Below are 25,579 nucleotides of genomic sequence, written 5' to 3'. Positions count from 1 at the left end.
CCGGGCGGAGGGACTGAATCAACGAGTGACCTTCATCGTCCCGTGCTCGCCAACGATTGGGTCGCGGCGCTTCCGCCGCGCCGCCCCCGCGCAGGAGGAAATGATGCTGGCCGAGGTAAAGACGCGGATCGGAGAAGAGCTGGAAACCCTATCGCACGAGCTGACCTTGCGAATGTCCGCGCGGCTTTCGCAGTCGTTGGAGGTCTCCGAGAGTGAACTGGCGGAGAGCGTGGAACGGATCTATCAGAAGCGAATCCGGTTTCTGGGACAGTTGTTGGCGGGGATGACCCACATCGACCCTCGAACGCTGTGGACCGATCGGGTGGGCTACGGCTCACTCGTCCGCATCCGTGATCTCGATACGGGTGTCGAGGAGACGGTGACCCTGCTAACGGGGCACCTCGTCGATCCAGAGGAGGGGCAGTTGTCGATGTCTTCGCCGCTGGGCGAGGCGCTGCTGGGTCGATCGAGCGGGGAGATCGTCACGGTCCCGGCCCCGGGAGGGGAGCGGCGCTACCAGATCGTCGACTTCGTGCCACTCACCCAGCGAGTCGGGCAGCGGACCGCCGAGATGGAGCTTCTTGCGGGCGAGGAGGACGCGGAGCTCTCCGCAGGATCGCGAACGTAACCCTTGGAGGTAGCCGGCAAGATCTGAAAGGTCAGGAGGATACCAGCCCTTTTCCGTACTCCCTCATCTCAGCGAGGCACCCACTCGCTCCGCCGGGCCTGGAGACTGCTACGAAAGGAACAGGTCGTGCTCAGTAGAGCGGCTGGAGCCACCTACCGCTCCACCTGAAGCCGCCTGTTCCCGCTCACCAGCGCGTTCCACATCCGAGGTAGTCGCTCGAGGGCGGGAGAGGCGACGCGGCGCGGCAGCCGACGCCGCAGAGCGAATCTCACCTCGCAGGAGTTCTCGATGCGCTGGTCCTTCACCATTCTCCGGGTGGCGGGAACCGACGTGAAGATCCACGTCACCTTCCTGCTCCTCCTGGTCTGGATCGGGATCATCTACTACTGGCAGGGGGGACCTGCAGCCGCCATCAGCGGGCTGATCTTCATCCTCCTCATCTTCGCCAGCGTGCTCCTGCACGAGTTCGGACACGTGGCCGCCGCCCGCAGGTACGGCATCGAGACCCCCGATATCACGCTCCTGCCGATTGGCGGCGTGGCGCGGCTGAAGCGGATGCCGGACGACCCGAAGCAGGAACTGGTGGTGGCGCTCGCCGGTCCGGCGGTGAACGTCGCGATCGCGGCCATCCTGTTCCTGATCGTGGGCCAGATGGCGGATCCGGAGGCGCTGGCGCAGCCGGGAGCGGCGGCGCTGCTCGCGCAGGTGCTAACCGTCAACGTGATGCTGGTGCTCTTCAACCTGCTGCCGGCCTTCCCCATGGACGGCGGTCGCGTGCTGCGCGCCTTCCTCGCGATGCGGATGAGCTACGTGCGCGCCACCAGCGTCGCGGCCCGCATCGGACAGGGGATGGCCTTCCTCTTCGGCTTCGTGGGGCTCTTCACGAACCCCTTCCTGGTCTTCATCGCCCTGTTCGTGTACCTGGGCGCCACCCAGGAATCCGCCGCTTCGCAGATGCGCGACGTCACCGAGACGCTCCCGCTCTCGGAGGCCATGGTAACGCACTTCCGCACGCTGCCGCCGAGCGCGACGCTGGCAGACGCCGCCGACGCCCTGCTCCACACCCACCAGCACGACTTCCCGGTAGTGGATGGAGCCGGGATCGTTCTGGGCATCCTCACTCGCGACGACCTCATCACCGCGCTCCGGCGCCGCGGCGCCGACGCACCGGTTCAGGAGGCGATGCGCACCAACATCCCCTCGATCCCCTGGTGGGCATCTTTTGCGGAGGCTTTCCGATTGATGCAGGAGTCCCACTGTCCAGCCCTGCCGGTAACCGACCAGCACGGCCGGCTCGTGGGCCTCCTTACCCCCGAAAACGTGGGGGAGATGATCATGATCCACGGCGCGCTCCGCCCGGAGGAGGGAGTGTCGTGGCGGAGATCCGTGCGATCGCTGTGAGGAAGGAACGGGCGATTCAGAACGTGCCGAGCGGAGCCGCGTGCTTCAGGATTGGACACTGCGGGACGGCGCCGGCGGAACGTACACCAGGGGGAGCACCTCTTTCGACCGGAGCAGCGCCACGACCTGCTCCAGATAGAGTTGATCGATCTCGTCGAAGGCGGCCGGGAGGGTGCTGTCCACGTCCAGCACAGCGATCAGGCGGTCGTGGGCATCGAAAACCGGCACCACGATCTCCGAGCGCGAGGCAGAATCGCAGGCGATGTGGCCGGGGAACACATCGACGTCCGGAACGATGATGGTGCGCCGCTCGCGCGCGCAGGCGCCGCACACCCCGCGATCGAAGTCGATGGTGAGACAGCCGAGCGTACCCTGGTAGGGTCCGACCCTCAGCTCGCGTAGAGCCACGCGGCGGTAGAAACCGGTCCAGTAGAAGTACGGCAGCGCGTTGTGCAGCAGGCAAACGACCGAGGTCATGCACGTCAGCAGATCTCGCTCGTCGGCGATCGTGGCTTCGATGAGTTGCACGACTTCACCGTAGCGATCGCGCTTCTCCGTCTCGGTCAGCCGCAGATCGCCGCTGCGGTCCGCAACGATGGTGGTCTCAGCCATCCCCCTTCCCTCCTGCTTGCCGCCGTCGGATCGCTCGCCCCGGTCGGGGCGAGCGACCTGGTGCCCGGCCTCAGGAGCCCAGCGGCCGGATCTTCAGGTTCCGGAACCAGACCGGATCCCCGTGGTCCTGCAGCACGATGTAGCCGCGCTGCTGGACGCCGAAGCCAGGATACTCGGTGAACTTGCTGGCCTGGTAGAGGCTGTCCCAACGCTCGCTGCCGATTTCGTACTCGACCACCTTCTGGCCATTGAGCCAGTGCTCGACGTGGTTGCCGTTCGCAACAATGCGCGCCTCGTTCCACTGCCCGGCGGGGCGAACGACACCCGGCGTCGGCGCGATCATGTCGTACAGCGAGCCGGCCCTGCGGTTGCCATTCACCCCGGCGTTGGCGTCCGGGTGACGCTCGTCGTCGAGGATCTGCATCTCCGGACCGGTGTGCCAGGGCGCGTCCGAGTCCTCCGTCGCTCGATAGATGACTCCGCTGTTGCCTCCCTCCGAGATCCGCCAGTCGTAACGGAACTCGAAATCGCCGAACTGCTCGCGGGTCATCAGGTCACCGCCGTCGTCCCCTTCCGGGACGAAGGCGAGCACGCTGTCCTGCGGCTGCCAGCGCGCCGGCGGGGTATCCCGGCGGTAGCCTCGCCACTGGTCGAGGTCGTCTCCATCAAAAAGAAGCACCCACCCCTCCGCCTGCTCCTGAGCCGTCAGCGCATTCGGAGCGCCAGCCTGGGCGGCTCCTTGCGTGGCGGTTCCTTCGGTCGCGGCACCTTCTGCGGGGGCTCCTTCGCTATCGGCGGAGGAGCAGCCGGCGACGAGCAGGCCGGTGAGCACCAGGCCGACAACAGGAGCGGTGTGGACCTTCTTCAGAGAGAGGTTTCGAGTCCGCATGGTCCGATGGTGAAAAGTGCGAACGGGCTGTGCGCCACGACGGCGCGTGGTTCCAGCCTACAGTGCCGCTCTCCGCGCTGCGGCACAAGGGGGTGCGGGGCGCACACGTCGCACCCCGCACCCCCTTTTTACCCAGCCCCTCGCGGCCAGCGGGCCCACTCGGTCGGCTCGCGGCCTAATCTCGTCTGAACCGTACCCTTTCTCCGTCGAGCCCCGAGCCGTAGAGCCGCCCTTCGATCTCGCGGCCGCGGATCTCCCCCTCGAACTCGATGGGGCTGAAGCGGTCGAACTCGAAGGTCAGGTAGACGTCTGAATCGTAGCGCTCCCCCCAGACATAAACGTCGTCGCGTCCCCAATCCCCGGAGCCGCGAACGTCGCCGCGGTCGTCCCGCAGAGAGAAGCGAATGGTCTCACCGTCGAAGCGAGTGCTCCATCGACCGTCGAGCGAGCGCCCCCCGGGCCCGGTGATATCATCGCAGGCGCCGAGGAACAGAACGGCGAGCAACAAGGGGAGCAGGGCTAGCCGTCGCAAAGCAACCTCCTGTGGATGCGGACATCAACAGCCTTCTGCCCGAGCCACGGATCAGGCCACGTGCCAGCCCTGCCATTTTCCGCATCAGATTGATATACAATAACTTACAATCCTCCACTCGGCCCTTCGGAGAGTGCAGACCGGCCCGGCGGGATGACAGTTCATGTCGTTGAGAGGGGACATGTCAGGAGACAGAAGCTAGAAGCCAGGAGCCAGGAGCCAGGAGCCAGAAGGACGGATCGGGATTCGCGAGTTCTGGCGCCATCCCCCGTTGATTCTGGCTCCTGACTTCTGGCTCCTGGCTTCTTGGCCTCTGGCTTCGCTGCCTCGATCAGGCCACGGGCTCGGGGCGCGCGGGGATGCGCAGTTCCTTGAAGGCGCGCGCCTGCGCCTCGATCGCCGGCTCGGCAGCCAGGCGCTCGATGCTCGACGCCCCGAAGAACCCGTCGATCCCGTCGGTGTTGTCCAGGATGTACTGCACGTCGTCGGGGTAGGCGATCGGGCCGCCGTGGCAGATCACGAAGACATCCGGGTTCACCGAGCGCGCGGCGTCGCGCATGCGCGCGATCCTCTCCACCGCCTCGTCCAGCGTCGGTGCGGTCTCGGGGTTCACGCCGACCGAGCCCGCGACGGTCGTGTTCATGTGGGTCACGATCAGGTCGGCGCCGGCCTCGGCCATCTTCACCGCCTGCTCCTCGTCGAAGACGTACGGGCAGGTGAGCATCCCCAGCTCGTGCGCCGTGCGGATCATCTCGACCTCGAGGTCGTAGCTCATGCCCGTCTCCTCGAGGATCCTGCGGAAGTTGCCGTCGATGACGCCCACGGTGGGGAAGTTCTGCACGCCGTCGAAGCCCATCTCCTTGAGCTGCTTCAGGAACACCTTCATGAAGCGGAACGGGTCGGTTCCACAGACGCCCGCCAGCACGGGGGTGTCCTTCACGATCGGCAGCACCTCACCCGCCATCTCCTGCACGATCGCGTTCGCGTCGCCATAGGGCATCAGCCCGGCCGAGCTTCCCCGCCCCGCCATCCGGTAACGCCCCGAATTGTAGATGATGATGATGTCCACTCCACCGCGCTCGGCGAACTTGGCGGAGATCCCCGTACCAGCGCCGGCACCGATGATGGGACGTCCGGCAGCGCGTTCCGCCCGCAGGCGGCGAAGACATTCCTCGTAACTGATGAAAGGCATGAAGCGAATTCCTGACGGTAAGTTGAGGTTTATGAACGCCCGAGCAGCTCGAGCAGGCGATCGACGGCCGCATCCGCGAACTGCGGATCGTTGATGTGTGCGTCCACCTCGACGATCTCGACCGGAGGTCGCACATGCTCACGAAGCGCGGCGAAGAGCGCCGCGTTCGCTTCGGGGTCGTGAAACGCCCCGCCTTCCTTGTCCAGCGCGCTGACCCCGCGCAGCGGCAGCATCAGGACTGTAGGACCACGGGCGGCATTCAGCTTCTCCGCGATCCGGCGGGCGATCTCGGCGCACTCCGCAGGTGTGGTGCGCATGAGGGTCACCATCGGGTTGTGCCGGTACAGATTCCGGTCGCGGAACTGTTCCGGCACTGTGTCGGCCGCGCCGAAGTTGACCATATCCAGCGCCCCGCAAGAGACGACCTGCGGAATCCCCGCGCGCCCCGCCGCACTGAGTCGGTCAGGGCCGGCGGAAAGGACACCTCCCACCACCTCGTCACACCACTCGGTGGTGGTCATGTCGGCAACCGCCACGACGAAGCCGGCGTCGATGAGCTTCTCCATCGCCCGACCACCGGTGCCGGTGGCGTGGAAGACCAGCGGCTCGTATCCGGCCTCCTCGAGGCGCGCGCGCACGCGGTCCACGCACGGGGTGGTCACGCCGAACATGGTGGCCGCCACGATGGGGTGATCTTCGGCGGGGGGCACCTCCTGTTCGAGCATCCCGCACAGCGCGCCAGCGGCGTTGGCGAGGATGCGACGCGACAGCCGGTTCAGCCCGGCGATGTCGACGACCGAGTACATCATGGTGATGTCCGTCTCGCCGACGTACGGGCGCGTGTTCCCGGAAGCGAGGGTGGAGACCATCAGCTTCGGCACTCCGACCGGCAGCTCCCGCATGGCGGCGGTGGCGATGCTGGTCCCGCCGCCCCCGCCGAGGGCGAGCACGCCGTGCACGCGGCCCGCGTCGAACAGCTCCCGCGCCAGCTTGCGCACCCCCGCGATCATCACGTCGATCGCGCTGCCTCGGTCGCCCTTCTTCCGCAGCGCCTCGAGGCTACTTCCACCGGCCTCGGCCACCTCGCGGGCGGTGACCTCCGGCATCGTCTCCGGGTCACGCAGGATGCCGGCATCCATGAGCACTACATTGTGTCCGCGGGCCTCGATCAACCCGCGGACATAGACCAGTTCCGCCTCCTTGGTATCGAGCGTGCCGATCAGCAGCACCGTGCGCCGGGTACTCATCATCCCGTCCGGGCCTCTGGTTTCGAGCTCTCGCTGGAGAGAGGAGGTCGCAGCGAACGCCACGGCTCCTCGTCATACACGTCTACCGCAAAAGGTCCCTCATAATGGGCAGGGGAGAGGATGGCCAGGAACTGCAGCTCCTCGTCGCCCCCGTTGTAGGTGGCATGGACCAGGTCGCGCGGAATGTGGGCGATCTCGCCCGGGCCGAGGAGGCGGCGCTCCTCGCCCACCCACTGTTCCGCCGTCCCGGAGAGGACATAGATGATCTCCTCGAGCTCCGGGTGGCGGTGGAAGCCGTGGCCCTGACCCGGCGGCATATAGACCCGAACCAGCACTAGATTCTCGGCCTCGGTCACCCCCGGCTTTGAGAGCCAGTGGTGCAGCCCCGTCGGCTGCCGCTCGTGCTCGGCTTCCTTGACGCCGACGAAGCGGAGCTTTCCCACCTGACTCATCAGAATCCCTCCCCGCTGACCCAGGCCAGGCTGTTCTGCAGGATCTTCCGGTAGGCAGGATGCTCGTGTGCAGCGCCGTCGTGACCCAGCGTGTTGACCACCACGCGCCCTTGGGGCACGTCCACCGTCCACACGATGGGGAAGACCATCCCGGTCTCCTCCTCCCGGGCGGTGGCCAGGACGGTGATGGGGGTCGCCTCGTCGTCGCGCTCGAAGCGGTACAGCTCGTCGGCGAGCGTAAAGCTGGCGGGCACGCCCTCCATGATGGGGTGATCCGGTTGGGTGACCTCGACAGTGAACTCCCCGTAGGCGCGATGGCCCCGCGAACCCCCGCCGACCAGGGTGCGGTTGTACTCGGGCCAGTCCTCCCAGTTGTACCAGGAGGCCGCATGGCCGATCAGCAGCCCCTTCCCCTGCGCGGGTAGCGCGAGGATCGCGGAGCGCAGCGCCGAGTCTGGCAGCGGTTGGTTGTTGGTCAGGTAGAGCACATCGGCGTGCTCGAGGTGCCCGAGCACCTCACCCGGCTGATCGGTATACGTGACCTCCGCCCCGACCTCGGCCAGCGTGGCCCCGTCTGCCTGATTGAAGAAGGCGTCGAAATCGTGGCTCGAGCCGCCGCCCACGATGAGCACGGCCGGGCCATCCTCGGGTGCCTGGGCAGCGACGGCGGCCGCTTGCTCATCGGCGGCCTGCTGCTCGGGTGAGGAATCGCCGCAGGCGACCAGGAGGCCAACCACACAGCCGCCCAGGGCAGTGGCCAGCGAACGAAGCGCAATAGACGTGGTCATTTCGCTCTGGATCGGGTGGAGGAGGTCAACGCAGCACGTCCTCGGCGTTGAGCCCGGGCGAGGTGGCCCACTCCGGCTCGCGCTGAGTTCCTAGCCGCTCCGGCCGGTAGCCGCCCGCGCGACGGTCCCGCGCGTACAGGATACCGAAGATCACGATGATGATGAGCGCCAACGGCGCAACGTAGCGGAAGGAGATGCGTCCTCCGTAGTTCTCCGCGGGCCCGAGAATATCCGCCGCATCGCCCACGATGGGCGCCTCCACGCCACTGCTCGTTATGGCTCGCAGCGCATTTGCGGTCTCGTTGCCGGAGAGCGTGCCGGCCTGCTCATAGGTGTCGAGCGCCCGGGTCGAAAGCCGCACCGCCGTCTCCACATCTCCCTGCCGGGACGGCTCCACCTGGGTGAGCATGGCCGGGAGGGTGTTGGTGGCTTCGGTGAGGAGCGCGACCGTCTGCTGCTCCGGAACCCGGTCCGGCACGTGGTGGTCGGCGATGTTCCCCATCACCGGAATGGTCACGGCGCCGCTGATGGCCATGCCGATGCCGCCCATCAGACCCAGCCCCAGCGCGCCGCTACGCGGGATGCGCTCGTTCACGAAGCCCAGCATGGTCGGCCAGTAGAAGGCGATACCCACCGCGTAGACCGTGGCGACCACGAACGCCATCACGATCGACTCGGCGAAGCTCAGCATGTAGAGGCCGGTCCCCGACACGATCGCGCTCATCAGCAGCAGACCGGTCGGCGAGAGCCGTTCGACCAGCGGACCCGCCTTGAAGCGCAGCACCGCCATCAGCCCGCTGATCCAGACCAGCACGAGGATGCCTGGAATGCCTCCCGACTGCAGCACGGCCGGGATCCACCGCATCGGCCCGAGCTCGAGCGAGGCGGTGATCATCATGCAGAAGAACATCACCAGGAAAAGCGGGCTGGTGAACGTCGCCCGGAACATCTCCCCGAAGCTGATGCCCGCGCTCACCCCCTCCGTCTGCGGGAAGGCCTGGCCGAGGAGGAGCGATCCGTAGATCAGGATGGGAACGGCAATCAGGCCGACCCGAAACTCCCAGGCGCCCAGCGGCGTCATGGCGAGCACATAGCTGGCCAGCCCCGCGATCACCATCCCGCCCGGAAACCACCCGTGAAACTGGTTGAGCTTGGTGGTCTTGTTGTCCGGGAAAAGAGCGGTCACCAGGGGGTTGCCCGCCACCTCCACGAAGCCGTTGCCAAGCCCGAGCAGGATCGCGCCGATGAACAGCACCCAGAAGCCGCTCGCGACCGGGGTGAAGGTCGCCGACACCATGGTGACCACGCCCAGCAGGTGGCACAGGAATGCCAGCCGGAACATGGTCCTGATGCCGAAGTCCGCGAAGGATCCCAGCAGGATCTGCGAGATCGCCATCCCCCAGAGAGCCGCGCCGCCGATCAACCCTACCTGGTAGTTGGTGAGGATGAAATCGGCTTTGAGGGCCCCCAGTACGTCACCGAGGATGGCGAAGGAGGCCGCGGTCGGTACCAGCGCGAAGCAGGTGCCGAAAAAGAGCCGGTTCGCGTTGATCGGCCGTGCAGGTCCGGATGCTTGAGCCATGCGTGTCTCGCGGTTGGTGGTGGCCGCCGCTCAGCGGGAGGCAGCGGGTTCGACGACCAGCGTGCCCTGCATCACCCGCCAGTGCCCGGGGATGGTGCAGATGAAGGTGTATCGACCAGGTTCCGTGGGTGCCGTGAAGGTCAGCTCGTAGCTCTGACCTGGCCCGAGTACCGGGGTGGAGGCGACGACCTCGGGCGCGTCGGGAACGTACTGCCGCGAGCGCCCCTGGGGCGAGGTCGCCAGCTCGTCCGCCAGACGTCCGATCTTCGCCAGCGATCCGGGCTCGATGAAGACCAGGTTGTGCTCCATGTTGTCGGTGTTCCTGAAGACGATCCGGACGCGCTGTCCCGCCTGTGCCGACAACTCGGTCCGATCGAACCTCAGGACGTCCGGCACCACGCCCACCTCGAGGACCACGTCCGCCTCCCCGGCGGTCGCCGCGACCGCGGCGCCCCCGGCAGCGGGGTCAGCATGCCGCGCCACCAGCCCCACGATCCCCGCCAGGGTCGAAACCGGACTGGGAGCATCCTCCGCGTTCGGAGCCGGAGGCGGAGCTCCCTCGACACCGGCCGCCGCCGCGGCCGCGAGGAACCCTTGCGGGCTCTTCGCCGCGGCGAGAGCCATCGCCTCGCGCATCCACTCGTCGTTCGCGTTTTCCGGGCGCTGCAAGGCCGCGAACAGCGCCCGCCCCGCTGCTTCCGACCCCGGCAGGTCGGCCAGAGTGGCCGCCGCCTGCAGACGCACCTGCGGATCCTCATCCTCGAGCAGCCCGGCCGCCAACACGTCGGCGGTGGTTGCCTCCGTGGCGGGTAGCACCTGCACCGCGTTGCGGCGCACACCCGCGGAGGGGTGCCGCAGTGCCGTCCGGGCCGCCTCCAGTGCGCGGGGATCGGAGCCGTCGAGCGCACCCAGCCCGTGCAGGGTCCAGAGGGCGTGGATCGCTCCCGGGTTCAGCCCCAGCTCGTCCACGGAGGTGTCCTGAACCAGCTCGATCAGCCGCGGCACCACGTCGCGCTGCCCGCGCTCCACCAGCAGCCGCTGCGCATGCATGCGCCAGAGGCGGTTCGGGTGCCGCAGGGTCTCGACCAGCTTCTGCGGACTCGCCCCCTCCAGCGACATCGGCTCGGCGGGCGGCGCCCCCTCGTAGACGATCCGGTAGATCCGGCCGTGCTGGCGATCGCGTAGCGGGTTGGCGTAGGCGTTGCCCGGTGCGGGCTTCTGCCGATCGCTCTCCGCGTTGTGTTGGATCACGTAGTTGTACCAGTCGGCGATCCAGACATTGCCGTCGGGCCCGACCTCCGCCACTACCGGTGCAAACCACTGATCGTCGCTGACGACCAGGTTGCGGGGGTACTCGGCCTTGTAGGTGGAGCCGTTCTCTTCCAGGAGGAACTCACCGACCAGGTGTCCCGTCGGCTCGTTGACGAAAGCAATGCGGTTCCAGTACTCCCTCGGGTAGGTCCGGGCTGTGTATACCGCGTGGCCGGAGCCCGCGGTGTAAGCCCCGACCCAGTCGACCTGGCGGAACTCGTTGCTGAGCGGGATCATGCGCGGCGTAGAGGCGAGGCTCTGCGTCACGTCCGCTTCCAGCTCGGGCAAACCGGCGTATCCCCGGATGGGGAAAGGCAGATACGTGCTCGGGTTGCCGTTCGCCGTGGAGATGAAGGCGCCGCCCTGCTCGTTGAAACCGAGCCCCCAGGTGTTGTTGTTGGTCCGGCGCAGAAACTCGAACTTGGATCCGTCCGGGCGGAAGCGATAGACGCCCATGGAGAACTCGTGCTCCTCGCCGCCGATGGTGCCTTTGAAGCCCGAGTAGCCAACTACGCCCCAGACCCAGTTGTCCAGCCCATAGCGAAGATGGCTGGGCCCGGCGTGGGTATCCCGCTGGCTCCACCCCTCGAACAGCACCTTCCGCACGTCCGCCCGATCGTCTCCGTCCGTGTCCTTCAGGAAGATCGTCTGCGGCGCCTGGTGAACGATCACGCCGCCGTTGGCGAAGGTCAGCCCGGTCGGGATGTTGAAACCGTCGGCGAACTCCGTGAACTTGTCGGCGCGGCCGTCGTGATCGGTATCCTCCGCGATGACGATCCGGTCCTTCCCACCGCCATCGGGCCACATCTCGCGCGGGTACGGATACTCCACCGACTCCACTACCCACAGGCGCCCCCGCTCGTCCCAGGTCATGGCGATCGGGTTGACGATGTCTGGCTCGCTGGCGAACAGCTCCACCCGGAAGCCGGGAGGAACGATCATCCGCTCCATCGACTCCTCGGGCGAGAGCGCGAGCTGCATCTGGTAGAAGAGGGGGTAGTTCGACTTCCGGTCCATCGGACCCACCGTCGCCTCATACTGCATCCGCACCCGGTGCGGCGGCGGGAAGGGTACGTCGAGCACCGCATACTCGAAGGGATCGCGGATCTCGCGCTCGGCGAGCGCCGTCGGCACGTCCTGGCCTACCGCCCAGCGAATCCCCCGCTCCAGGAGGTCCAGGAAACCGGGGTTTCGCCACGTCCGCTCGTCGTGGCCCCAGGCGGTATAGAAGACCCTACCCTTCCCTTCCTCGCGCACCCAGGTGTAGGGCTCGTCGCCCCGGTAGGCGAGCACGGTACGACCCTCGGGATTGTGGTTCTTGTGGACGTACGTCTCGTCCCAGCTCTCGAACCCCTCGAAGCCCTGCATCACCGGGTGATCCGGCTCCACGATGCGGGTGCGGAAGGTGGCCGTGTCGTGCGAGGCGAACTGCGCGCCGAGCAGTCGCACGAAGGCCTCGGAGGTGCGGAAATTCCCGGCCGCGCAGTGCACCGGCACGAAGCCGCCCCCCTCGCGCACGTACGTCAGGAGCGCCTGCTCGTATTCCGCGGGGAGGTCCCCCTCGTAGTTCGCATACAGCAGGAGCGCGTCGTACTTCCGCAGGTTCTCGAGGTGGAGGTCGGCGAGGTTCTCCGTGTAGTGCAACTCGATGCCGCGGTTGAGCAGGGGCGTGGCCACGTCCCGCAGGCGCTCCGCCGGCCGGTGATGCCCGGCATCACCCAGGAAGAGCACCTGGATGCGCTCCGTCCCTTGCGGAGCCCGTGCTTGCTGTGAGCGCTCCGGGCCTGGAGGGGACGCCGCCGGCGTGGCCGGCGCACACGCCCCCAGGCCGGCTGTCGCACCGGCCACGAGGAGCGCGAGCAGCGGCCGCAGACGGCGGCGAGAGGAGCGAGGGACTGAAGCGGACATGAACGTACTTCCTTCCTCCGGTGAACGGATCTCCGGTGAACGGATGAATAGCGTGCGATCAGGGCCGCTCGAGCGTGTCGACCGGCGTGTACAGCATCTCCTCCACCCCCGCCGTCTTCACCGCGGCTCGCACGAAGAGTTGCGGATGCGAGGCGAAGGCGTCGGCGAGGTCGAGAGTGAGCGTGAAGTGGCCGGTATCGCCGTCCAGCTCGCCCTCCTGCTCCGCGCGTATCAGGTGATAGCGCGAATCCACGAACTGCGTGCGTCCGACGTACAAGCCCACCCGCTCGAAGACGCTACCCTCGACGACGCGGCGCACGTCGAAGGCTGCGGTGAGCGTGTTCCCGTTCAGCGTGAACGACTCGCCTTCGATGATGAAGTAGGGCTCAACCGGCACGTCCACCGATTCGGACCCGTTCAGGGTGATCTGAACCGTATCCGGATTGTCGCGCCAGGGCCCGACCCCTTCCTTCAGGTTGAGCTTGTAGACCCCGTCGAAGACGCGCGCCGCGAAGGTGCCGTCCTGATGGAGGTTCACAGGGATTTCACGCCGTAGCTCGAAACCGTCCTGCCACAGCTCGAGGTCGATGGCGTTCTGGCGCACATTGACCGGCTCGCCCTGATAAACCACCCGCCCGGTGATCTCGGCATTGGGCGCCGGGTAGTTGTCTATCTCGCAGGCCGCGAGCGGCACGGCGAGGATCAGCGCAAGTGAAGCGAACCTGTTCATAAGCATCTCTCGTGATGAGTCGCCGGCCGTTCGATCAATGGAATGGGTTCGGAACGATCTTGGGATTCGCGTTGCGAATGTCCTGGTTGATCTCCGAGTAGTAGTTACCGAGCCGGAAGAAGCGCGGCTGGAGGAAGTCGGGCGCCACCCTCTCGATGAAGACATACTTGTCGTCCCGCGGATCGCCCGGCCGATCGATTCGGTAGGGGTAGAGCGAGCGGACCATTGCGTCTTCTGAGGACCGATTCCCATTCCAGACCACGTGCGCCAGCCGCCAGCGCTTCATGTCGAAGAAGCGATGGTTCTCGAAGGCCAGCTCCACCCGACGCTCGTTGCGAATACGATCGATGGTCAGGGAGCTGAGGCTGTTCGGCCCGAAGCCGGCCCGCTCGCGCACCTCGTTGATGTATCGAAGGGCGTCCGCCGTGCGGTCGAGCTCGAAGGCGGCTTCGGCGGCGTTCAGCAGGATCTCACCGTAGCGGAAGCGGATCCACCAGATGTCAGTGCCCTGGCCGCGCTGGCCGGAACCCGGCCGGGGGTCGAGCCACTTGCGAATGTAGAAGCCGCTGTGGGTTACATTATCGAAGTCGACCGGCCCGTCGGCACCCACCAGCACGCCGCCGTCCGTGTACCTCGTTCCAGGAGTCGTGGAGCTGATCTCCTGGTAGGAGCTGGTCGCCTCATTCCAGCGCAGCACGCCCGCCTGGATCTCCACCGGCTGTCCCCGGAAGGTCGAACCCGGGTAGATGACAGTGCCCCAGAGCCGCGGATCCTTGTTGGCGAAGATGTCCGCGGGGTCGTCGTAGTAGATGTAGTCCCCGTTCTCGTCGCGCGTGCGCAACTCGCCGCTGCTCCCGTCGAGGTATTCGAAGGCCTCCACCAGGTTCAGTGACGGGTTGATCAACGATCCGGACTCATTGTCCTCGCGCAGCGATCGCGGAATGTTGTCGAAGGTGAAGTTGTGATACTTCCCATTGAGCGTGAACATGCGGGCCCAGATCACTTCCGGATTGTCCTGCATGTTCGTAAAGGTCTCGTAGAAGTTCTGCGCCGGATCGGGATTGTTCCGGTAGAGGCTGTAGCGTCCGCTCGCGATGATCTCCTCAGAGGCGGCCAGCGAAGCCTCGTAATATCCCTGAGCGCGGTCGGCCGGGATGCCGACTTCGCCGCCCTGCGTCCGGATCGGCTGGGACATCGCGCTGTTGTACTTCGCGATCGAGCCGGCGTAGAGCATGGCTCGCGACTTCAGGGCAAGCGCCGTCCATCTCGTCGCGCGCGAATAGCTCGGCTCAGCAGGTAGCTTGTCCTTGATTTCATCCAGCTCGGCGGCGATGAAGTCGTAGACCTCCGCTTCCGTTGCTCGCGGGAACTGCAGATACGACGGGTCACCGCTGAAGTCGTATTCGTACGTCTGGGTGATGATCGGCACACCCCCCATCCGCTTCACCATCTCGAAATACACATACGCCCGCAGGAAGCGACCCTCAGCCGTGAACAACTCGATATCCGCGGGCTCGAGCTCGGATTCGGCGAGCTTCTCCAGGAAGAGGTTGAGGTCGCGGACCAGCCTGTAATCCCAGATCGACCACCATCCGTACGGATAGGCAGCAATGTCGTTGGGCGAGTTGTTGCCGCCCGACCACATTGCTTCGTCGAAATGCGCGAAGCCCTCGTAGTTGTGGGCGACGCTATAGATCTCCGGAAGCCGGTTGTAGAAGTTGGCGAGTAGACCAAGCACCAGCTTGGAATCGGTCCAGACCTGGTCCTCCAGCAGCAGGTCGGTCGGCTCGCGGTCCAGGAACTCCGGGCTGAGCGTGTCGCAGGACGTGGCCAGCAGGGTCGCTCCCACCAGGAGCAGGGACCGGATGCGGCGTAGTTCGAATCGCATGATCAATTGCGCGCAGAAGTTCGGATTTCCGGTGGAGGCGGTTCAGAGGCCGACATTCGCTCCGACGTTGATCATTCGAAGCGGCGGATACTGGAGCCCGTTTGCCGAAGCGACCTCCGGATCGATTCCAAACTCCCCGACATTGTCCAGCGAGAAGAGGTTGGATCCGGTCACGTAGATCCGCGCGCTACGAATCCGGAAGCTGTCGATCACCGACTGAGGCAGCGTGTAGCCGAGCTCCACCGTCCTCAGCCGCAGGTAATTCACGTTGGTCACCCACCAGTCCGACTTGCGCATATTGCTGTGGGTTTCCCACTCCTTGCGCAGAGCCGGGTACTTGCCGGGGATCCAACGGCTGTTCGGATCCCAGATATCCTCCCGATGCCAACGGTCCGTAAGCATGAACTCGGGCGAGTTGGCGTCGTTCTGGAAGGGTATCTTCATCTCCCAGTTGCGCTCATAGCTCTGATAACCCGCCCCTGAGAAGAGCAGATTCAGGTCGAATCCCTTCCAGGCGGTCGAGGCATTCAGGCCGAAGCTGAGGTATGGCAGCGCCCCCATGCGGAAACCGATCGGCCGCTCGTCGAGCGAGGAGATGATCCCGTCGCCGTTGGCATCTTTGTAGATGAAGTCGCCAGGCAGGAGCGTGGTGTTGTTCTGTCCGTCGATGTCGACCGGGTAGTTGGCGATCTGCTCTTCGGACTCGAACTGTCCGATCACCTCATAGCCCCAGTTGATGAAGGCCCAGCGATCCTCGATCGAGTTGCGATAGCGATCCCAGGAGTTCCCGAAGCGAGGCTTGTAGGTATAGAGATCGCGCTGCCGGGCGAAGGTCACATTGCCGCCGAGCGAGTACGACAGGCCGTTCGAGAGCTGGTCGGAGAAGCTGAGCGAGGCCTCCACACCCACATGGGCGTCGGCATTCAGGTTCTCGTTCGGCAGATCGATCGCCACCTCCTGGGGGATGAGCACATCCCACCGACGCGCGGGAAGTCCCGTGCGCTTGCGGTAGAAGTACTCCAGGGTTCCGCCGAGGCGACCGTCCAACAGGCCGAAGTCGAGGCCGACGTTCGTCATGGTGCTGCGCAGCCAGCTGATATTGTCGATCGGCAGGCCGCGCGGCTCGATGCCGGTGATCAACTGTCCGTCGAGCACGGCGTTACCGCGATCGTAGTTGTAGCCCTCGAGGTAATCGAAGGGGCCGATGCCGACGCGGTCGTCGCCGAGCACGCCATAAGAGGCGCGCAGCTTCAGCTCGGGGAGAATGCTGGAGAGGCGGCTGTTGAGGTAGAAGGGCTCGTCCGAAATTCGCCAGCCCGCCGAGGCCGAGGGGAAGAGGCCCCAACGCTTACCCGGCGCGAACTGCCACGAGGCGTCATATCGGCCGGCCACCTCGAACAGGTAGCGATCATCGTAGTCGTAATTGGCGCGCAGCACGTATCCCATTCGCGCCGACTCGCTCTGTTCGTCTCGCAGCTCCTTGAGCTCGTTCAGATTGATGAGCTCGATGTAGTTCGTGCTCGGTTGCGAGCGCAGCCAGTAGCGCGGCTCCAGACGCTCGTTGGCCTCGAAGGCGGCGTCGAAGCTGACCCCGTGACGGCCGAAACGCTTGTCATAGTTGAGCTGGAGCTGGAGCATGTTCTCCTCCACCTTGCGGCTCCAGCGGTCGCGGAAAGGATTGTCGTTGCCGCCGGTCCTGACGTACTCGTCGGTCTCCGGATAGTAGGTGAATACGTCGTAGGTATACTCGAAGGTATTTTCGACGTTGTCCGCCAGGTAATACGAGTAGCGGGCCGTGGCGGCCAGGCCGTCGATCGGCAGATCGTATGTCGCGCTCAGGTTGGTCTGCTGGACCCGCCAGATGCTCTCCCAATACCCCGAAATGTCGTAATTGAGGGTGGCGTAATTACTGGCAATGTTCTCGATGTGGTTGGGATAGAGCGGATTGTCGTTGGCGTACGCGCGCTCCGTGGGCTTGTTGCGGTAAATACCGAAAATAGGCTGCCAGTAGTCGTCGAAGCCGGGGTTACCAGGATTCTTGCGGGTCTCGATGCGGCCGTTGATCTGCGCGCCGACCGAGAGCCGCTCGCTGATCTGCGCGTCTACGTTGGCCTGCAGGTTGGTGCGATTGAAAACGTACTCGTTGAAGACCGCTTCCTGGTCAACCCGGGATGCCGACAGATAGTAGTTGATTCGATCGCTTCCTCCCGTCGAGCTGACGCTCAAATAGTGCTGCGGAGCGTTTTTCTGAACGGCGAAATCATACCAGTCGAAGCTACGGTACCCCGGCTGAGTTCCTTCCTGCCAGAGCGCGACCTCTTCCGGCGTCCACGAAGTCTCTCCGAATTGATTGATCTCAGCCTCGGCGCGGGCGCGGACCCAGGTCCCCGCGTCCGCCGGCTTGGGGAAGCGGCCCCAGTTCTGCCAGCCGTAGTAGGTGTGGACATCCACCCGGGAGGACTGATTGCGCAGGCCGCGCTTGGTGGTGACCAGAACCACGCCGTTTGCCGCACGCACGCCGTAAACCGCAGCCGCCGACGCGTCCTTCAGGATCGTGATGCTCGCGATGTCGTGGGGGTCGATGTTGTTGAACTGACCCTCGTCCTTGGGAATGCCGTCGATCACGAAGAGCGGCGTGCCCAGGTTGCGAATCTGGATGGACGTGCTGGATCCCGGTCGGCTGTCCGCCTGCCGGGTCAGCACGCCGGGGACCTTGCCCACCAGCGTGCCCGACGTGGTCACCGCGGGCGTGCGCACCAGATCGGCACCGCTCACGGAGGCGATGGAGCCGGTGACCGATTCCTCGCGCTGGGTGCCGCCGTATCCTACCGCCACCACCCCCTCCAGCTCGACCGCTTGGGCAGAGAGCACGATGTTCACCGTGGTCACTTGCCCCGCTGTGACCGTCACCTCTTCGGTGTACTCCGAATAGCCGAGAAGCGAGGCGCGCAGCGTGTACACTCCGGCCGGAATGGCGGCGATCGTGTAGCGACCGGTTTGACCACTCAAGGCCTCGTACCCTGACACGGCCACATTCACCGCCGCGAGCGGCTCCCCCGCGTCGTTGGTGATGGTGCCACTGATCGTTCCTGTCGCCTGCGCCCAGGCACCGGGTGCCAACCAGAGCAGAGCGGCGAGACAGGCAAACAGTGCCTTCCGCATTGTCGCATCCTCCGGGATGGTGAAATGAAGGCCTAGTCGGCCACGACCACGCGACTCACACGCGCGCTAACTTCAAGTAGCGACGTGATTTTTGTCGCCTTCTAGATGACTATGGAACCGCGACGATGAACGTGAACCGCGCTATCGATCACTCCGCCGGGCAGGCCGCGGAGACAAGCAAGACAACGTTGAGGGACGACGGTGGACGGGCCGGCTGTGCGTCTAGGCGCTGCGCTTCCGCGCGCGTACCCGCCTGGGCGCAGCTGCTGCTGGCTCGTCGGCCGGGCCGAGCTCCTGCTTCGGCTCCTCCTCCGCTTCCGGGGGCAAGAGCGAGCGGGTCGACTTACGGACCACGAGCTCCGTCTCGAGGTTGACCCGTTCGGGCGCCTCCGCGAGGTCCGACTCGATGAGCCGCACCAGCAGTCGCGCCGCGGTCTCACCCATCTTCAGCTTGGGCACATGCACCGTCGTGAGCGGCACCGGGAGGTATTCGAGGACCGGCAGGTCGCCGTAGCCGATGATGGAGACATCCTCCGGTACCGACAGGCCCAGCTCCGAGAGGGCCCTATAGAGGCCCAGAGCTACCAGATCGTTGTAACAGGTGACGGCCGTGGGCCACTCGGCCCGCGGCCTTTTCGTGAACAGCTCCTTTCCCGCGCGATAGCCATCCTCCAGGTGATGCCCGGCGCGCACGATGATGTCGTTGCGGAAGACGAGATGTGATTCGCTGAAGGCGCGGCGCACGCCCTCGATGCGCTCCTGGCTGTGCATCGCGAAGGAGGGCCCTGCCAGGTGCACGATGCGCGTGTGGCCGTGGCGGATGAGGTATGAGACCGCCCGCCAGGAGGCCTGCACGTTGTCCACATCCACCAGGCTCGCGCGCACGCCGTAGATCCCGGAGAGCAACACAAAAGGAAAGTTCCGCCGACGCAGCTCGTACAGGTACGAGAGGTCGGCGCCTTCGTGCAGCACGGGGTTGATGATGATGCCGTCGAGCTCGCGCTCGCAGAGCATCTCCACCCGGATGCGCTCGGTGTCGTAGTGGCCGCCCGAGGCGGTGACCACGAAGCCGTAGCCGTTCTTCTCGAGCCAGCGGCTCGCGCCAGCCGCGACCTCGACGTGGTAGGGATTGTTGATCTCGCGGATCAGCATCCCGATGGTCGGCTTGGGCGCCGCGCCCTGGTTGCGCTTGACCGCCGCCGGGCGGTAGTTGAGCCGCGCAGCCACCTCCAGCACACGATTCCGCGTGGCGGCAGCGATAGTACCGGTGTTGTTCATCGCCGCCGACACGGTCGCTTTCGAGACGCCCGCCTCCCGTGCTACATCCTGGATGGTGGCCCGCTTCGGCTTCATTACCGTCCCGAGCAGAGGAGAAGCTGCCGCCCCGCAGGGCGGCGGTGTGGCTGTGGAATCAAGCCCATGGTAATGAACTCATGAACCAGCGTCAAGAACTATGAACTGACATGGACTTGCATGAACTGTTCATATGAAACAATAGAGGGGGTTTAGAAGTTGCGTTAGCAAGGCTCCAAACGAAGACGCGGAGGCCAGGGAGCCTCCGCGTCGTGCGTTCGGGAAGAGCAGGCGGATCAGTCTCGGTGGGCGCCGCGGCGCATAGTGACCTCGATGACGCCGTCCGCGCTCCGCCAGCCGTAGACTGCGGCGCCGCCGTCCTTGCGGACGTCGATACGGTGAACCGTCTCCGGGGGGAGAGAGAGGAGGTCGGCGACCGAGGCGGGCGCGCCGTCGATCACCACGTGCGGCGGGCCGCCGCCACGGATGCTGAGCATCACGTTACCACCCTGACGGTAGACGAGGAGGCCCGGGATGCGGCCCTCGAGCAGGCGTGCCATGTCCTGACCGCGCACCCGGTCGATCTCCTCGGCCGAGAGCGAGAAGACGGACCCGGTCACCGCGCCCCGGCGCTGGGTGCCGTAGCCGACGCTCACGGGGTCCGCGGAGGCGGCCCGCCGTGAGCCCGCGCCGCTACCGTGGCAGTTCGCCAGGGCGGGGGTGAGGGTCAGGGCGATGACGAAGGTGAGCAGGGTGGCGGAAGGTCGGGTGCGCATGGACCCCTCCGGGCTGCAGCGGCGGCCCCGCGGTGAGGTGAGGCCGCAGGGCTGGATTTCTTTTCCGGCTGCATCTTTGGCTCCACCGTGTTCGGAGGGTCAAGTCTGCCAGCGCCAGCGCCGAATCGCCCTGTCACCTAGCTCCATCCGCGCACCGAGCGAAGTCGGTGGACCACAGTTGCGGAGGATTGCCGAGGTATGACCGCGACACCGAGGTCGGTGCCGTCGCGAAGGCAAGTTGGCGACGCAATTCTGAATTTTGAATCATGGGCCGACCCCCTGGCATCCCGAGCGGAGCCCCGCAAGGGGCGGAGCGAAGAAAAATTCAAAATTCCCTCTTCGCCCCCTCCGCCCCCTTCGGCTTCTCCGTGGGTAGCCCCTCCGCCTGCCACCGCGCGTATCCGCCCTTGAGGTTGATCACGTTGTCGAAGCCGTGGGCGCGCAGCAGGCTCGCCGCGATCGAGGAGCGGGCGCCGGTCTGGCAATGCACGACCAGTGGCTTATCCCGCGGGACTTCGTCGAGCCGGTCCTCGAGGTGGCCGACGAAGAGGTTCTCCACGCCAGGCAGGTGACCGGCCTCCCACTCGGCCGCTCCGCGCACGTCGAGCACGTTCACCTCTCCGGCGCGGAGGCGGCCGGCGAGCTCGTCCGGCGTGATCTGTGGCACCATCCCGAGCTTTCCGCCCTTTCGGATCCACCCCGCCAGCACCTCGGGCCCGAAGTAGCCCGCCATCCGGTCGAGCCCGATCAGGGTGAGATCCCGCCCCACCTCATCCACGCAGTGCGCGCAGGAGTCGTCCACGATCAGGTAGTAGTCGCGGTCGTAGGGGATGAACCAGCCCGCCCAGGTGGTGAAGCCGCGGTCCAGCGGGATGTTGATCGTTTCGGGGATGTGGCCCTGGGCGAACTCGGCCGCGCTGCGGGTGTCGACCACCAGCTCGCCCCGATCCAGCACCTCCTGCAGACGGGTCTCCGCCAGCCGCTGCGGGCGGAGCAGTCCCCCCAGCAACGGAGGGCCGTCCCGGTTGATCCGCTTCATCTCGGCGAAGTAGCGCGGCGGCTCGGGCTGACCGCTCAGCACCGCCTTCACAAACTCGTCCTCGTCCTCGATCGCGAACCCCCAGTTGAACAGACGCTCGTACCCGACCGTGCTGTGAGGGACGGCGGCAATCCCCTTCCCGCAGGCGCTCCCCGCTCCGTGCCCGGGCCAGATCTGCAGATAGTCGGGCAGCTCCTTGAACGCCTGGAGGCTGCGGAAGAGCGTCCGGGCCCCCGCTTCCATCGTCCCCGCGACTCTCACCGCTCGCTCCAGCAGATCGGGCCTCCCGACGTCGCCCACGAAGACGAAATCCCCGGTCAGCACCGCCATCGGCCGGTCTGCCGTGGCGCGATCGGTGACCAGGAAAGAGAGGTGCTCAGGGGTGTGCCCCGGCGTGTGGAGGGCGTCGATCTGGATGCTGCCGACCCGGAACGAATCGCCGTCCCGCAGCAGAACCGCCCCGGCTTCCCGCGCGAAAGCATACCTCCAGTCCTCGCCACCCTCGTCGGACAGGTACAGCCGGGCATCCGTCCGCGCCACGAGCTCGCGCGAGCCGGAAACGAAGTCGGCGTGAATGTGGGTCTCGGCGACGTGCGTGATCTCGAGCCCTTCCCCCTCGGCCTCGCGGACGTAGGCATCCGCGTCGCGATTGGGATCGACCACCAGGGCTTCTCCGCTTTCGGCGCAGCCGATCAGGTAGCTGACCTGGGAGAGCTTCTCGTCGTACAGGCGCTTGAGGATCATCGTCTCGGCTCCGGGCGGCGGACCTCGCGGGTCCTGGTCCTATGCTGGGGGACGGCCCGCGGGGCAGGAGCCGAAACGCGCCGCCCCTACCCTGTCGGTGCGCTCGTCTTCAAGGCCTGATTTTCACGTACCGTGCCGTCTTCGGTACTGTGCGAGGAAGTCGGCGATGCGCCCGATGGCCTCGCGCAGATCGTCCTCGTGGGGGAGAAATACGATGCGGAAATGATCCGGCCTCGGCCAGTTGAAGCCGGTTCCCTGCACCAGCATCACGCGGGTCTGTTGCAACAGCTCGAGCAGGAACTGACGGTCGTCATCGATCGGGTAGACTTCCGGATCGAGGCGGGGGAACATGTACAGCGCCGCCTGCGGCTTCACGCAGGTGACACCGGGAATCTCGGTGATCAGCTCATAGGCCAGGTCGCGCTGGCGGCGCAGTCGGCCGCCTGGGGCGACCAGGTCGCGAATGCTCTGGTAGCCGCCCAGCGCCGTCAGGATCGCCCACTGGCCGGGGACGTTCGCGCACAGCCGCATGTTCGAGAGCATCGTCAGCCCCTCGATGTAGTCCGCCGCCACCTCGCGATTCCCCGAAACCACCATCCAACCCGCCCGATAGCCACAGGACCGATAGCTCTTGGAGAGCGAGTTGAAGGTCAGCGTCAACAGATCCTCCGACAGGCTGGCGATCGCGACGTGCCTGGCGTCGTCGTACAACACCTTGTCGTAGACCTCATCCGCCATGATCACCAGGCCATACTCCCGGGCGATCGAGACGATCTCGCGGAGCACCTCCTCCGAGTAGACGGCACCCGTGGGATTGTTCGGGTTGATGACGACGATCCCCTTGGTGGCCGGCGTGATCTTGCGGCGGATGTCGTCGAGGTCGGGCATCCAGCCGCTCGCCTCATCGCAGAGATAGTGGACCGGCGTGCCGCCGGCGAGCTGCGTACATGCGGTCCAGAGCGGATAGTCCGGCGTGGGGATGAGCAGCTCGTCGCCCGTGTTCAGCAGCGCGCTGGTGGCCATGTGGATCAGCTCGCTGGCGCCATTCCCCAGGTAGATGTCGTCGATGGTCACCCCCCGGATGCCCAGCTCCTGGGTGTAGTGCATGACGGCTTTGCGCGCAGGGAAGATCCCCTTGCTGTCCGAGTAGCCGGAGGAGTTCGGCAGGTTGCGGATCATGTCCCGCTGGATCTCCTCCGGGGCCTCGAACCCGAACGGCGCCAGGTTGCCGATGTTCAGCTTGATGAGCTGGTGGCCCTCCTCCTCCATCCGCTTCGCGGCCTCCATGATGGGGCCACGGATATCGTAGAGGACGTTGGCGAGCTTGGTGGACTTTAAGACGGTCTTCAAAGGCAGTTGTCGGAAGAAGGGTCGGAGTATTTCGGCGGGGGAGGAGACGCTGCTGCGGAATTCCCCGTTTCCGAGTCCCTGAAGATAGTGCAGGAGGAGGCGGGGGGGGAGGTTGGGGGGGAGAAGGGCTCGGGAAGACAGACGCCAGGAGCCAGAAGGAGAAGTTCCGTGCCGACCTCCCGGCCCCCTTCTAGCTCCCAGTTGACATACCTAGCACCTCAATGTATAGTACTTCAAGGTACCCTATTCCCCCCCATTCCGCAGCGATGGAAATCGGCAAGGACCTGGTCGCCGCCTCCGCCACCCCGCTCATCCTCGCCATTCTGGCCGAGGGTGATTCGTACGGGTACGCAATTCTAAAGCGGGTCAGCGACCTGTCGGGTGGGCGCCTGCAGTGGACGGACGGCATGCTCTATCCGGTGCTCCACCGGCTGGAGAAGCAGGGGCACATCCACGGTCGCTGGGGCAAGTCGGAGAACGGCCGCCGGCGCAAGTATTACCGCATCACCCAGCAAGGCCTCGCGGAGCTGAAGCAGCAACGCGAGCAGTGGCAGACCGTAGACGCCGCCCTGCGCAACATCTGGCTTTCGGCGGCACTCCCGGGCGGGTGGACGCCCGCCCCTACTCCCGCGGAAGGTTGAAGCATGGCCACATCGCACGCGGCCGATCCCCTCGAATCACAGATCGAGCAGTGGAGGAACTACCTCCGCCATCGGCGCGCGATCCATCCGATGGACGTCGAGGAGTTGGAGGATCACCTGCGCGGTGAGATCGCGGGTCTGATGGACGCCGGTCTGACGCCGGACGAGGCTTTCCTGGTGGCGGTCAAGCGCATGGGAGCGCAGGACGCCATCGCCAACGAATTCGCGCGCGAGCACTCGGAGCGGCTGTGGAAGCAGCTCGTCGTCGCGCCCGAGGACGAGGAAGGCAGCGCGGACGACGCCCGGCTCGAGATGGCAGTGGTGTCCGGCCTGACGGCGGCCGCCGCCCTCTCGATCAAGGTGCCAGAGCTGTTCGGGGTGATGCTCACCCAGAATCAGTATTTCTACGCTCGCAACGTCAGCCTCTTCGTGTTGCCGCTGCTCACCGGCTATTTCGTCTGGAAGCGTCGGATCGAGATGAGGACCTGGCGGTGGCTGGCGCTCGCATTCATTGCCGCTGCCGTGGTGGCGAACGTCTACCCCTTCCACGCCCAGCGTGACACGGAGGAGCTACTGGCGATCCACCTGCCGATCGCCCTCTGGGTGATGGTGGGCCTCGCCTACACGGGAGGGCGCTGGCGCGACCTGAACGCCCGTATGGACTTCGTGCGCTTCTCTGGCGAGCTGTTCATCTACTACTCGCTGATCGCACTGGGGGGCGGCGTCCTGGTCGCCTTCACGCTGGGGATGTTCCAGGCCATCGGCATCGACGCCGAGTGGGTGGCGGAACGCTGGCTGATACCCTGCGGCGCGCTGGGGGCCGTGATCGTCGGCTCCTGGCTGGTCGAGGCCAAGCAGAGCGTCATCGAGAACATGGCGCCGGTGTTGACGCGGCTCTTCACCCCGCTTTTCACCGCTACGCTGCTCGTCTTCCTCGGCACCATGGCGATCACCGGGCGCGGCATCAACATCGAGCGCGAGGTCCTGATCGCCTTCGACCTGCTGCTGGTCCTGGTGCTCGGTCTGCTGCTCTACTCGGTCTCAGCGCGCGATCCGCAGGCGCCGCGCGATCTGTTCGATTACCTGATCACCATCCTGCTGGTCAGCGCGCTCATCGCCGACGGCGTCGCCCTGGCGGCGATTGCCGCGCGCATCACCGAGTTCGGCTCCACGCCCAACCGGCTGGCCGCGCTGGGGATGAACGTGGTGCTGCTGGTCAACCTCGCATGGTCCGCCTGGCTGTACCTGGGATTCCTGCGAGGCAGCAAGCCGTTCGCGCGGATCGAGCGCTGGCAGACCGCCTACCTCCCGGTGTATGGAGCGTGGGCAGCGGTGGTGGTGGTGATCTTCCCGCTGCTCTTCGGATTTCAGTGAATTTATGGGGAGGTTCGCTCAGACGGGCATCCTGCAGGGA

At 65.8% G+C, this 25,579-nt stretch carries 20 protein-coding genes; 4 read left to right on the top strand and 16 right to left on the bottom strand.

Annotated features, from left to right (window positions below; all coding sequences use genetic code 11):
* Nucleotides 1–100: 100 nt before the first annotated feature.
* On the top strand, nucleotides 101–628 hold the full coding sequence (locus tag VF167_15265; protein HEX6926780.1) for a GreA/GreB family elongation factor: 528 nt from the start codon (nucleotides 101–103) through the stop codon (nucleotides 626–628).
* A gap of 288 nt (nucleotides 629–916) precedes the next feature.
* Nucleotides 917–2,029: a site-2 protease family protein gene (locus tag VF167_15260; GenBank protein HEX6926779.1), complete on the top strand. Its 1,113-nt coding sequence runs from the start codon at nucleotides 917–919 to the stop codon at nucleotides 2,027–2,029.
* Between the two features lie 45 nt (nucleotides 2,030–2,074).
* Here VF167_15260 and VF167_15255 read toward each other — a convergent pair whose 3' ends face one another.
* The 16 genes from VF167_15255 to VF167_15180 form a co-directional block, all read right to left on the bottom strand.
* Nucleotides 2,075–2,641 carry a GAF domain-containing protein gene (locus tag VF167_15255; protein ID HEX6926778.1) on the bottom strand — a complete coding sequence of 189 codons (567 nt, stop codon included), beginning with the start codon at nucleotides 2,639–2,641 and terminating at the stop codon, nucleotides 2,075–2,077.
* Nucleotides 2,642–2,711: 70 nt separating this feature from the next.
* Nucleotides 2,712–3,530, bottom strand: a complete 819-nt coding sequence (locus tag VF167_15250; GenBank protein HEX6926777.1) for a DUF1080 domain-containing protein — start codon at nucleotides 3,528–3,530, stop codon at nucleotides 2,712–2,714.
* Nucleotides 3,531–3,705: 175 nt separating this feature from the next.
* A complete protein-coding gene (locus VF167_15245; GenBank protein ID HEX6926776.1) occupies nucleotides 3,706–4,062 on the bottom strand; it encodes a hypothetical protein in 357 nt (118 codons plus the stop codon).
* Nucleotides 4,063–4,393: 331 nt separating this feature from the next.
* Complete coding sequence (locus VF167_15240) at nucleotides 4,394–5,254, bottom strand: phosphoenolpyruvate hydrolase family protein (protein HEX6926775.1); 861 nt, start codon at nucleotides 5,252–5,254, stop codon at nucleotides 4,394–4,396.
* 29 nt (nucleotides 5,255–5,283) lie between these two features.
* Nucleotides 5,284–6,504 (bottom strand): Tm-1-like ATP-binding domain-containing protein, encoded by a 1,221-nt coding sequence (locus VF167_15235; protein ID HEX6926774.1) that lies wholly within the window; start codon nucleotides 6,502–6,504, stop codon nucleotides 5,284–5,286.
* A complete protein-coding gene (locus VF167_15230; GenBank protein ID HEX6926773.1) occupies nucleotides 6,501–6,953 on the bottom strand; it encodes a cupin domain-containing protein in 453 nt (150 codons plus the stop codon). Before VF167_15230 ends, VF167_15235 begins: the two co-directional genes overlap by 4 nt.
* Entirely contained in the window at nucleotides 6,953–7,741 is a 789-nt protein-coding gene (locus tag VF167_15225) for a ThuA domain-containing protein (GenBank protein ID HEX6926772.1), read from the bottom strand. Before VF167_15225 ends, VF167_15230 begins: the two co-directional genes overlap by 1 nt.
* A 25-nt stretch (nucleotides 7,742–7,766) precedes the next feature.
* Nucleotides 7,767–9,323, bottom strand: a complete 1,557-nt coding sequence (locus VF167_15220) for an MFS transporter (GenBank protein ID HEX6926771.1) — start codon at nucleotides 9,321–9,323, stop codon at nucleotides 7,767–7,769.
* Between the two features lie 30 nt (nucleotides 9,324–9,353).
* Nucleotides 9,354–12,542 carry a PVC-type heme-binding CxxCH protein gene (locus VF167_15215; protein HEX6926770.1) on the bottom strand — a complete coding sequence of 1,063 codons (3,189 nt, stop codon included), beginning with the start codon at nucleotides 12,540–12,542 and terminating at the stop codon, nucleotides 9,354–9,356.
* 58 nt (nucleotides 12,543–12,600) lie between these two features.
* Nucleotides 12,601–13,272 carry a DUF3823 domain-containing protein gene (locus VF167_15210; protein ID HEX6926769.1) on the bottom strand — a complete coding sequence of 224 codons (672 nt, stop codon included), beginning with the start codon at nucleotides 13,270–13,272 and terminating at the stop codon, nucleotides 12,601–12,603.
* A 34-nt stretch (nucleotides 13,273–13,306) separates the two neighbouring features.
* Nucleotides 13,307–15,160 carry a RagB/SusD family nutrient uptake outer membrane protein gene (locus tag VF167_15205; GenBank protein ID HEX6926768.1) on the bottom strand — a complete coding sequence of 618 codons (1,854 nt, stop codon included), beginning with the start codon at nucleotides 15,158–15,160 and terminating at the stop codon, nucleotides 13,307–13,309.
* Between the two features lie 42 nt (nucleotides 15,161–15,202).
* Complete coding sequence (locus VF167_15200) at nucleotides 15,203–18,322, bottom strand: TonB-dependent receptor (GenBank protein ID HEX6926767.1); 3,120 nt, start codon at nucleotides 18,320–18,322, stop codon at nucleotides 15,203–15,205.
* Nucleotides 18,323–18,544: 222 nt separating this feature from the next.
* The gene (locus VF167_15195) at nucleotides 18,545–19,675 is read right to left on the bottom strand and encodes a LacI family DNA-binding transcriptional regulator (protein ID HEX6926766.1); all 1,131 of its coding nucleotides are present in this window, start codon (nucleotides 19,673–19,675) and stop codon (nucleotides 18,545–18,547) included.
* A gap of 236 nt (nucleotides 19,676–19,911) precedes the next feature.
* Nucleotides 19,912–20,391: a TonB-dependent receptor plug domain-containing protein gene (locus VF167_15190; protein HEX6926765.1), complete on the bottom strand. Its 480-nt coding sequence runs from the start codon at nucleotides 20,389–20,391 to the stop codon at nucleotides 19,912–19,914.
* Nucleotides 20,392–20,716: 325 nt separating this feature from the next.
* Entirely contained in the window at nucleotides 20,717–22,174 is a 1,458-nt protein-coding gene (locus VF167_15185; GenBank protein HEX6926764.1) for a rhodanese-like domain-containing protein, read from the bottom strand.
* A gap of 123 nt (nucleotides 22,175–22,297) precedes the next feature.
* Nucleotides 22,298–23,524, bottom strand: coding sequence for a pyridoxal phosphate-dependent aminotransferase (locus VF167_15180; protein HEX6926763.1), 1,227 nt, complete (start codon nucleotides 23,522–23,524; stop codon nucleotides 22,298–22,300).
* Nucleotides 23,525–23,790: 266 nt separating this feature from the next.
* Between VF167_15180 and VF167_15175 the strand changes: the two genes are divergently transcribed.
* Nucleotides 23,791–24,165, top strand: a complete 375-nt coding sequence (locus VF167_15175; protein HEX6926762.1) for a helix-turn-helix transcriptional regulator — start codon at nucleotides 23,791–23,793, stop codon at nucleotides 24,163–24,165.
* A 3-nt stretch (nucleotides 24,166–24,168) separates the two neighbouring features.
* Entirely contained in the window at nucleotides 24,169–25,539 is a 1,371-nt protein-coding gene (locus tag VF167_15170; GenBank protein HEX6926761.1) for a permease prefix domain 1-containing protein, read from the top strand.
* Nucleotides 25,540–25,579: the final 40 nt, after the last annotated feature.

Source organism: Longimicrobiaceae bacterium, assembly GCA_036375715.1.
Classification (GTDB): domain Bacteria; phylum Gemmatimonadota; class Gemmatimonadetes; order Longimicrobiales; family Longimicrobiaceae; genus DASVBS01.
Note: the sequence above shows the minus strand (reverse complement) of the source record. Positions and strands in the feature narration are given on the sequence as shown.